Raw genomic sequence first — 6,427 nt, 5'->3', positions numbered from 1 at the left:
CGCCGGGCCCGCCAGCCCGAGGCGGACGAGACCGCGCGCCCCGAGGGAGGGCAGCGCCGCGTCGAGGACGTCGGACGCCTCGTCGGCGCCGAGCATGAAGAACCGGGTGAGGACGGCAGCGGGGTCGCGCGATCCCGCGAGTTCCAGCAGGGCGGGGACGCGCATCCCGCGCATCATGGCGTCTGTGGCGGTGGCGCTGAGCGCCGCGTTGATGCGGTCCACCGTCCACTCCGAGGCGCCGAGGTCGGCGCGCAGGGAGTCGATGAGGTCGATGTCGAGCACGGGGACCGGCGTCGAGGAGTGAGTCATGCCTCCAGACTAGGACCAGGCCGCCGCGGCTCAAAGCCGACGTCCCCGCAGCCCGGGGCGGAGATCCGGCGTCCCCGGGCCTGCCCCTGCGGTTCCCGGGACGCGGAGGCCCGCGGTTCCGGGGCTCTCGTCCCACGAGCGCCTGTCTGCTGCTGGGCGCGGGCGCGCCGGTATAATCACCCCGACCCGGCGCGCACTGCGCCCGTTGGCGCTGCGGGCTCCAACGCGCCCGCTCGCGCGACCGGCCCGACCCGATGAGAGGACCCCCATGCCCAGTGGCCTTGTGGCGCTTCTAGACGACATCGCGACACTCGCGAAGGCGACCGCGTCGTCGTTGGACGACATCGCAGCGGGCGCTGTCAAGGCGTCGTCGAAGGCGGTGGGCGTCGTCATCGACGACACCGCGGTCACCCCGCAGTACGTGCAGGGCCTTTCCCCGGACCGGGAATTGCCCATCATCGGGCGGATAGCGAAGGGCTCGCTGATCAACAAGCTCTTCATCGTCCTGCCGGTCGCACTGGCGCTCACGTGGTTGGCACCGTGGGCGCTGCCCATCCTGTTGATCGCGGGGGGCTCCTACCTGTGCTTCGAGGGAGGGGAGAAGGTCCTGTCCGCCCTGGGGTGGCTCCCCCACCACGAGGCGGGGGCCGGTTCGGAGGAGGGCCCGGAGACAGCGCCGCAGGAGGTGGAGAGGAGGATCGTCGCCTCGGCGACGCGCACCGACCTCATCCTCTCCTCGGAGATCATGCTCGTGTCGATGGCGGGACTGGCCGGCGAGTCGGCGCCGAGGCGGGTGGCGATCCTCATCGCGGTGGCGTTCTTCATGACTTTCTTCGTCTACGGGCTCGTGGCGCTGCTGGTGAAGATGGACGACTTCGGGCTGCGACTGGCGCGCGCGGGAGCGCCGGAGGGCGCGGCGGCGGATCCGATGGAGAACCGGCCCGGCCCCGTGGACAACGTGGGCCGCGTGATCGTCAGGGCCATGCCGCGGGTGTTCCGGGTGATCGGCGTCGTGGGGACGGTCGCGATGCTGTGGGTCGGCGGGCACCTGGTCATCGAGAGCCTCGCGGAGCTGGGGGCCACCGGCCCCCACCACGTGGTGTCGGCCGCCGAGCACGCGGTCGCAGGGGCGGGCGGCTTCGCCCAGTGGTGCGCCGAGTCGTTCCTGTCGGGGGTGTTCGGCCTGGCGCTGGGCGGATTCCTCGCCCTCGTCTGGGCGGTGGCGCGGCGCCTGGTGCGCCGGAAGCGCTGATGCGGGCGGGAGCGCCGGTGCGCAATAGCGCCCTGCATCACAGTCCTCCGGACGGCGGGCACCGGCCGGACGGCAACCGGGTGCGGGACGGGCACCACATCTTATGACCTGCCGCACTAGCCACTCCCAATTCCGGGACTAAAGTACTAGGCTGGGGCCAAGGACAACGCATAAGGAGCACCATGCCCGTTTACACCCTGCCCGACCTGCCCTACGACTACGCCGCCCTGGAGCCCTACATCTCGGGCACCATCATGGAGCTGCACCACGACAAGCACCACGCGAACTACGTGGCGGGCGCCAACGCCGCCCTCGAGAAGCTCGAGGCCGCCCGCGAGTCCGGCGATTTCGCCGCCATCAACCTCCTCGAGAAGAACCTGGCCTTCAACCTCGGCGGCCACGTGAACCACTCGATCTTCTGGACGAACATGACCGGCGAGGGCGCTTCGCGCCCCGAGGGCGAGCTCGCCGCCGCCATCGACGAGTTCTTCGGCTCCTTCGAGAAGTTCCAGGCGCAGTTCGCGGCCGCGGCCCTGGGCCTGCAGGGCTCGGGCTGGGCGGTCCTCGCGTGGGACACCGTCGGCAAGCGCCTGGTCACCCTGCAACTCACCGACCAGCAGGGCAACATCCCCGTCGCCACCGTCCCGCTGCTCATGATCGACATGTGGGAGCACGCTTTCTACCTCGACTACCGCAACGTCAAGGCCGACTACGTCAAGGCCTGGTGGAACGTCGTCAACTGGGCGAACGCCGAGGAGCGCTTCAACGGCGCCCGGCTGGCCTCCCGACTGGTCAACGCCCACGAGGCCCTGGCCGGCCTGGGCGCGCAGGCCGTCGACACCATCAAGGGCTGGTGGCAGAGCTGACGCCCGTACCGCCTCGGCGGCGAGTGAGGGGGGCGGAGCCGCTGGGCGCCGCCCCCTCGCTGTTGCCCTCCCCTGTCCGGCGGCTCGCACCGCACCGGCAATCCACTCACCCCATACCCCTGTCGGGCGGGCCCCGCCATTCCAGCCGCCCCCACAGCCCCTCCCCCGCACAACCGTGGGCGTTACACTGGGCCCATCCGGTCCATCTGGGATAGGGGCTGTTGTGCTGTACTTCCTCTGGGCGTTCGGCGGGGACTCCGACGGCGGGCCCGACGACGTTCCCGCGCTGCTCGCGGATTTGGCGAACACCGACGACGAGCACGTCGACGTCAGTTTCAGCAAAGGCGACATCGCGGTCTCGGTGAGCCGTTCCCTGTGGCTGTCCATCGAGGACGTCGAGGCGGACACCCTGCCGCCGCGGAGCTTCCACGCCCCCGACGAGGCGGCGGTCGTCGAGATCGCGCGCCTGCTGGACGAGGACCGCGTGGACGAAATCCTGGAGCGATACCCCTGGGTGGACGGCTACCCGCAGCCGGACCGCGACGAGCTGCTGCGCACCCTCACCGGAGGGGTCTTGGGGTCGGCGCCCGAGGCGCCACGGGGGCACCCGGAGGGCCCCGGCCCTTGCGATGCGGCCGACTTGCGCGGGTGACTCCGGACCACGCAGCGAACGCGCAGCTCCTCGTCATCGCGCTCGGGATCGACGCGGCACACCGCCTCCTCGCCATGCGAGGGCGCGGGGCGGGCCGCGCGATACGGGCCCGCGCGCGAGTCATTGCCGACAGACGGGGCCCAGCGGAGCGCGTCATAGCCGCCAGGCGCCGGCCAAGCCCCACGGTGCGTGTCATAACCGTCGGCACAGGCTAAGCCCCACGGTACGTGTCATAGCCATCGGCACAGGCTCGCATTGGGGTAGGCTACGCCGCATTGGGGTAGGCAATTCACCTGCCCCAATACCTGGTTCCCTGCCCCAATGCCCTTTTCCCTGCCCCGCTGCGACACTCCAATACCCTTTTCCCTGCCCCGCTGCGGCTTTTCCCTCACCGAAAAGTAGCCCCCGCACTTGGGAGTGCGCCAATTCCGGTGCCGGCCCGGTCGCTGGATACAGGAGCAGGCTGTGGCGGCGCGACGGATTCCGTTCTCACTGGGATGCCGTTGCTGGTACGGCGAAACCACCTGGCCCATGAGCGCCCGAGTCCGGGCGCCGCGCACGACAGGCCCGTTTTCACAGCGGCACCACGATCCGCGCGGGCGACTCCGCGGGGCTGTCCCGCGCAGCGGCTCAGCTTCTCTCGCAAAACAGCTCGACCGCCGCCCCGACCGGCTCGCTTTGCAATACAAAACTCCGCCAGAAGGGCATGAGGGCAGCATCCCGTCGCACACCCAGCGGCCCCCACATCAACCGACCCGCTTCCCAATACGAAACCCCACCAGAACAGGCCGGTCAGCCCACGCGCCGCCCGAGATGCCAGCAGCTCTGTTCGAACGGCCGCATCCCGGTCTACGCCCATGGCCGACAAGGGCACGGCGACTAACTCCTGCACCAAGAACGCCCCGCGGCCCCAACTTCTGGTTGGGACCGCGGGGCTCCCCGTGGCGGTAGCGCTGGGATTTGAACCCAGGGTGGCTGTTACACCACACAGCATTTCGAGTGCTGCACCTTCGGCCGCTCGGACACGCTACCTTACCCGGCCATATTAGCGTAAGCGGGTCATGGTCGCGCAAGTCGGGCCAGGAGCTGCGACCCTTCGCACACGTCGGCGCTGCCTCCCGCATACCGCCCCCGCGCTGCCAGAATCCGCGCCCCGCCTTAGGCTGGCCTGGCATACCATCCGTGCAGTGAAAGGAAACTCCGTGTCCGCGCCACAGGCGGGCCGCCCGGCCCCACTCGAAGCACCGGCCCCACTCAAAGAACTCACCATCCGCGGCATCGTGATCGGCGGCATCATCACCCTCGTCTTCACCGCCGCGAACGTCTACCTGGGGTTGAAGGTCGGCCTCACCTTCGCCACCTCGATCCCCGCGGCCGTCATCTCGATGGCGGTCCTGCGCCTGTGGAGCGACCACACGGTCCAGGAGAACAACATCGTCCAGACCATCGCCTCGGCCGCTGGAACACTGTCGGCCGTGATCTTCGTGCTGCCGGGCCTGGTGATCGTGGGGTGGTGGAACGGCTTCCCCTACTGGCAGACCATGCTGGTGTGCGCCCTGGGCGGCTCCCTGGGCGTCATGTACTCGATCCCCCTGCGCCGCGCCCTGGTCACCGGTTCCGAATTGCCCTACCCGGAGGGCGTCGCGGGCGCCGAGATCCTCAAAGTCGGCGACGCCCACGGGGCCGGGGAGGACAACAGGCGGGGGCTCCTCGCCATCGTCCTCGGGGCCCTCGCCTCGTCCCTCATGAGCCTGCTGTCGAACCTCAAGATCGCGGCGAGCGGCGTCTCGGCCGCGTTCCGGCTGGGCGGAACGGGCACGATGCTGGGATCGTCGTTGTCAATGGCGCTCATCGGCGTCGGCCACTTGGTGGGCATGACGGTCGGCGTCGCGATGCTGGTCGGCATGCTCCTGTCCTACGGGGTGCTGCTCCCCTACTTCGCCTCGGGCTCCTTGGACGGGGGTGACGGCCTGGAGGACGCCCTGGGCGCGGTTTTCCGCTCCGACGTGCGTTTCATCGGCGCGGGGGTCATGGCGGTGGCCGCCGTGTGGACCCTCGTGAAGATCATGGTCCCGATCGTGCGCGGCATGCGCGAGTCGGTGGCCGCCTCGCGCGCGAGGCACGGGGGCGGCAGCGTGGCGCGCACGGAGAGGGACATTCCCGCGGGCGTGGTCGTGGCCTCGATCCTGGCGTCGATGCTCCCCATCGGCGGCCTGCTGTGGTTCTTCGCGTCGGGCACGGCCATCGCGCACAACACGGGCGCGCTGATCGCCGTTTCCGTGGTCTTCATCCTGGCCGCGGGCCTGCTGGTGGCGGCGGTGTGCGGCTACATGGCGGGGTTGATCGGCTCGTCGAACTCCCCGGTCTCCGGCGTGGGCATCCTGGTGGTCGTCCTCACCGCGCTGGCGGTCCTGTTGGTCCACGGGACGGGCTCGTCCGCCGAGGAGACGACGGCGCTGGTCGCCTACACGCTGTTCACCGCGGCCATCGTCTTCTGCATCGCGACGATCGCGAACGACAACCTGCAGGACCTCAAGACCGGCCAACTGGTGGAGGCGACGCCGTGGAAGCAGCAGGTCGCTCTGGTGATCGGCGTCGTCTTCGGCGCCCTGGTGATCCCCCCGGTCCTGGGCCTCATGCAGACGAGCTTCGGTTTCCAGGGGACGCCGGGCGCGGGGGAGAGCGCGCTCGCCGCGCCCCAGGCCTCGCTCATCGCCTCGCTGGCGCAGGGGGTGCTCGGCGGCGGGATCGACTGGGGCCTGCTCGGCCTGGGAGCCGTCATCGGCGCCGTGGTGATCGGCATCGACGAGGCGCTGCGCCCCCTGTCGAGGGGGAGGCTGGCCCTGCCGCCCCTGGCGGTGGGCATGGGCATCTACCTGCCGTCGTCGCTCACGGTCCTGATCCCCGTCGGGGGGCTCATCGGGTTCTTCTACAACCGGTGGGCGGACGGGCGCCCGGAACCGGGCCGGGCGCGCCGTTTCGGCACTCTGGCGGCCACGGGGCTGATCGTCGGGGAGTCGCTTTTCGGCGTGGTCTTCGCGGGCATCGCCGGGGCCACGGGTTCGGAGGCGCCGCTGGCACTGCCTTTCATCGGCGACGGGTACGCCCCCGTGGGGCAGGTGGTCGGCGTCGCGTTCTTCGTGGGGGCCATCGCGCTGCTGTACCGGTGGACGCGCCGCACGAGCGCCGAGGCGGAAGGGGCGGACGGGGCCTGAGCCCCTGTTGCCCCACTACAGCGAGTACCGCGCGCCGGGGCGGGGGGAGCCAACGTGGCCTGAGCCCTGCCACTCCCCCCCTGGCGGGGACGCGCCCGTCGGCCGGGCGGCCCGGTCGCGCGCCGAGCGGCCG

Annotated in this window: 5 protein-coding genes and 1 tRNA gene; 4 read left to right on the top strand and 2 right to left on the bottom strand. The window is 70.6% G+C overall.

Going from position 1 to position 6,427, the window contains the following annotated elements:
- Positions 1 to 309, bottom strand: a 309-nt coding sequence (locus BH719_RS10220; protein ID WP_009744280.1) for a DUF7059 domain-containing protein, incomplete at its 3' end; no start/stop codon positions are given.
- 268 nt (positions 310 to 577) lie between these two features.
- On the opposite strand from BH719_RS10220, the gene BH719_RS07785 reads away from it, so the two are divergent.
- From BH719_RS07785 to BH719_RS07775, 3 genes are all read left to right on the top strand, one after another.
- Entirely contained in the window at positions 578 to 1,561 is a 984-nt protein-coding gene (locus tag BH719_RS07785) for a DUF808 domain-containing protein (protein ID WP_009744279.1), read from the top strand.
- Between the two features lie 182 nt (positions 1,562 to 1,743).
- A complete protein-coding gene (locus BH719_RS07780; protein WP_009744278.1) occupies positions 1,744 to 2,427 on the top strand; it encodes a superoxide dismutase in 684 nt (227 codons plus the stop codon).
- Positions 2,428 to 2,650: 223 nt separating this feature from the next.
- Positions 2,651 to 3,079: a hypothetical protein gene (locus BH719_RS07775; RefSeq protein ID WP_009744277.1), complete on the top strand. Its 429-nt coding sequence runs from the start codon at positions 2,651 to 2,653 to the stop codon at positions 3,077 to 3,079.
- Positions 3,080 to 4,021: 942 nt separating this feature from the next.
- Here BH719_RS07775 and BH719_RS07770 read toward each other — a convergent pair.
- Positions 4,022 to 4,111, bottom strand: a tRNA-Ser gene (locus BH719_RS07770).
- A gap of 170 nt (positions 4,112 to 4,281) precedes the next feature.
- On the opposite strand from BH719_RS07770, the gene BH719_RS07765 reads away from it, so the two are divergent.
- Positions 4,282 to 6,294 (top strand): OPT family oligopeptide transporter, encoded by a 2,013-nt coding sequence (locus BH719_RS07765; RefSeq protein ID WP_009744276.1) that lies wholly within the window; start codon positions 4,282 to 4,284, stop codon positions 6,292 to 6,294.
- Positions 6,295 to 6,427 lie beyond the last annotated feature (133 nt).

This window comes from Pauljensenia hongkongensis (genome assembly GCF_001746855.1).
GTDB lineage: Bacteria > Actinomycetota > Actinomycetes > Actinomycetales > Actinomycetaceae > Pauljensenia > Pauljensenia hongkongensis.
Note: the sequence above shows the minus strand (reverse complement) of the source record. Positions and strands in the feature narration are given on the sequence as shown.

What these genes read in the sequence shown, in the direction of transcription:
- BH719_RS07785 (WP_009744279.1), top strand. Translation starts at nt 578, where the DNA reads ATGCCCAGTGGCCTTGTGGCGCTTCTAGACGACATCGCGACACTCGCG.
- BH719_RS07780 (WP_009744278.1), top strand. Translation starts at nt 1,744, where the DNA reads ATGCCCGTTTACACCCTGCCCGACCTGCCCTACGACTACGCCGCCCTG.